The following is a 2,911-nucleotide window of genomic DNA, read 5'->3' as shown; positions in this document are numbered from 1 at the left end:
GGGGATATTGCATTCGCGGATCGAAACATTCCAAACATCACCATCATAAATGAAAATGGAGAGTTGGAAAAGGTCATAAGAGAGGGAAGGGGGCCGGGAGAGATATTGGATGCCTATCGATTCACAAAAGATAGAGATGGGAATATTTATACCTATGATCAGGGAAATGACAAGTTGCTGGTTTATAATGGAAATTTTGATCTCAAGAGAGAAATCATTCCTCCTAATTATGAAGCAACCTCATTGATCAAAGCTTACCCAATAGACAAGAAAAATTCGATGATTTTTGAATTTATCTCATTCGAGTTCATGCAAGATGAAGATCAAGAAAGGGAGAATATCCTAATTCAATATGATGCTGAAAATGAAACTTATGGTGAGGAAATGGTTTTAAAAGCCCAGCCTTATGCAAGATTATTTGTGGATGGACAACCAAGGGGAGCAAGTTTAATTCCTTATAGTCATGGTAACTTAACAGCTTATAACCCCGAAAATCGAACCTTATTTACTTTTGATACGGGAACAGATGTAATAGCTGAAGTAAATGCAGATCTTGATACGGTAAGAACTATTACAGTGAATTTACCAACTGAAGAAATTTCTTCAGCAGAAAGGGATTCTATGGAAGCCGATTATAATGATCTGCGTTGGGATGCTTTAAAAAATGTCCTTCCTGAAGTAAAAGCCCCGGCAAACAACATGATCTATCATGAGGGAGAGTTTTGGATAGAATCAAACATACTGGGAGATACGGAAATGTGGTTGGTGCTCAATTCAGAGGGACAAATAACCCGTGCGGTTCATCTCCCCAAAGAGAGTATGCTTATGCATGTTTCCGATGAGCATCTGGGTGTCAGGTTGGATGATGTGACTTTTGCTTTGTTCACCAATCCAAAGCCGGAAACTCTCGGATTTATGAGAAAGCCGGAGCTTTAAGACGAATTCCAGAGAGAACTATAGGCTGCTCGTCATCCCTGGTCTAAGGAGTGGTCCCTTCACTCTCGTTATTAAGCTCCGGCTTAGTAACGTAGTCCGGGAAGCTCCAGCTTCCTGCTATACTGCCGGAGAGAAGTGGTTTCCGATCTTATATAAATACGGCTTAAGGCTTGTCTGATTTATAATGATCAGCGTAATTAACTCCTAAAATGTCCAGTCGCTGGAAGTGAGTTTGCAGACGTGCCCAGAAATTAAGCCAATCCCTGTTCTCTGCGGGACTCCAAACCACTTCTGCCAAAGCACTGACCCGCGGATAAGCCATATATTCCACTTTATCGCCGCTGTGCATGTATTCGGTCCAAACATTACCCTGTGAGCCTAAAATATACTTTGCCTCTTCCTCGGTGAGTTCCTCGGGAACCGGCTCATAATGATACACATCCTTTAGGGTTGTAAAACCGCCAATGGCAATAGGTTCGTTTTCAGGATCAGCCTGGTAATGGTCAAAGTAATTACTTCCGTTAGGGGTCATGATGACATCATGGCCCATTTTAGCGGCTTCAATGCCTCCGTCTTCTCCTCGCCAGCTCATGACCGTGGCCTGAGGTGCTAATCCGCCCTCAAGAATTTCATCCCAACCAATAATCTGTCGCCCGTTTTCATTCAGGAAAGTTTCTATTCTGCGGATGAAATAGCTTTGAAGTTCATGTTCATCCTTTAAGCCTTCCCGTTCTATAACTTCCTGTGCAATTTCGCTTTCTTCCCATTGTTTCTTGGGCGCTTCATCCCCTCCAATGTGAATGTATGTACTTGGAAATAGCTCCATTACTTCCGTGAGCACATCTTCCAGGAAATCGAAGGTTTCTTCCTTTGGACAAAAAATATCTTCGAAAACACCCCAGGTAGATTGTACTATATACTCCTTATCAAAGCAGCCAAACTCCGGGTAGGCAGCAAGCACAGCACTTGAATGGCCTGGCATTTCTATTTCGGGGATGACAGTTACTTGTCTTTCTGCTGCATAGGCAACCACTTCCTTGATTTCCTCCTGGGTGTAAAATCCCCCATGACGAACATTATCGTAGTTTCCGGAACCGTAATTTCCGATCAGGGTAGAATCTCTCCATGCACTGATCTCGGTGAGCCTGGGATACTTTTTGATCTCGATCCGCCAGCCTTGGTCTTCAGTGAGATGCCAGTGGAAACGGTTCATCTTATGCATGGCCAACAAGTCGATGTATTTCTTCACAAACTCAACCGGAAAGAAATGGCGGGCTACGTCCAGATGCATGCCTCTATATTCGAAGCGTGGATAATCGGTGATCTCGACAGCGGGTATTTTCCATTCCTGATCGTTGGGAGCCAGCGAAGGCTTTTCATGCTCTATGGCTGCGGGAAAAAGTTGTCGTAAAGTCTGGATGCCGTAAAAAAGTCCTGCAGTGGTACTTGCTGAAATGGTCACAAGAGAGGTGTCAACCTCAAGTTTATAGCCTTCCTCATTTCCAAAATCCGTATTCGATGTTAATTGCAGATAGATGCCGGAATTTGGTTCGGTGTTACTAACACTAACTTCATGATCATACCAGGTAGCTGAGTACACCATGTCCGCAATATACTCTCCCAGAAAATTCAGTTCTTCGGAATCCTCTGATAATGTGATACTTGTTTGAGATGAAAGCTCGAACTGTCCTTCACCTTTAACCACAGACACCGGTTCTGGAATGATGGATACCGTGGTTTGGGCCTGAAAGCCATACAAAGACGAACTGCAAAAAAGAGCTAAAAATGGAAGTAGGAATCGAGTCATAAAAAGATCATGATTTATTGATACCAGTCGATAAGATAGTATTTATATGCTTTTAAAAAATTTCTCTTACATTTGGCTGAAGTTTAGTAATCACAATATTTATATACATAGAAAATAAATGAGATGCGGGATCGATCGACTTGTAAAGAGTAAGCTGTTCTATATTAC

General features: G+C 42.5%; 1 protein-coding gene and 1 pseudogene. One reads left to right on the top strand and one right to left on the bottom strand.

Going from position 1 to position 2,911, the window contains the following annotated elements; genetic code table 11:
* Positions 1-936 (top strand): annotated as a pseudogene (locus tag VFM80_RS11145) (hypothetical protein); the annotation flags it as partial.
* A gap of 163 nt (positions 937-1,099) precedes the next feature.
* On the opposite strand, the gene VFM80_RS11140 reads toward VFM80_RS11145, so the two are convergent.
* A complete protein-coding gene (locus VFM80_RS11140; RefSeq protein ID WP_395071907.1) occupies positions 1,100-2,743 on the bottom strand; it encodes a beta-N-acetylhexosaminidase in 1,644 nt (547 codons plus the stop codon).
* Between the last annotated feature and the right edge of the window lie 168 nt (positions 2,744-2,911).

Origin of the sequence: Gracilimonas sp., from assembly GCF_035704785.1 — a bacterium.
Lineage (GTDB): Bacteria > Bacteroidota > Rhodothermia > Balneolales > Balneolaceae > Gracilimonas.
Note: the sequence above shows the minus strand (reverse complement) of the source record. Positions and strands in the feature narration are given on the sequence as shown.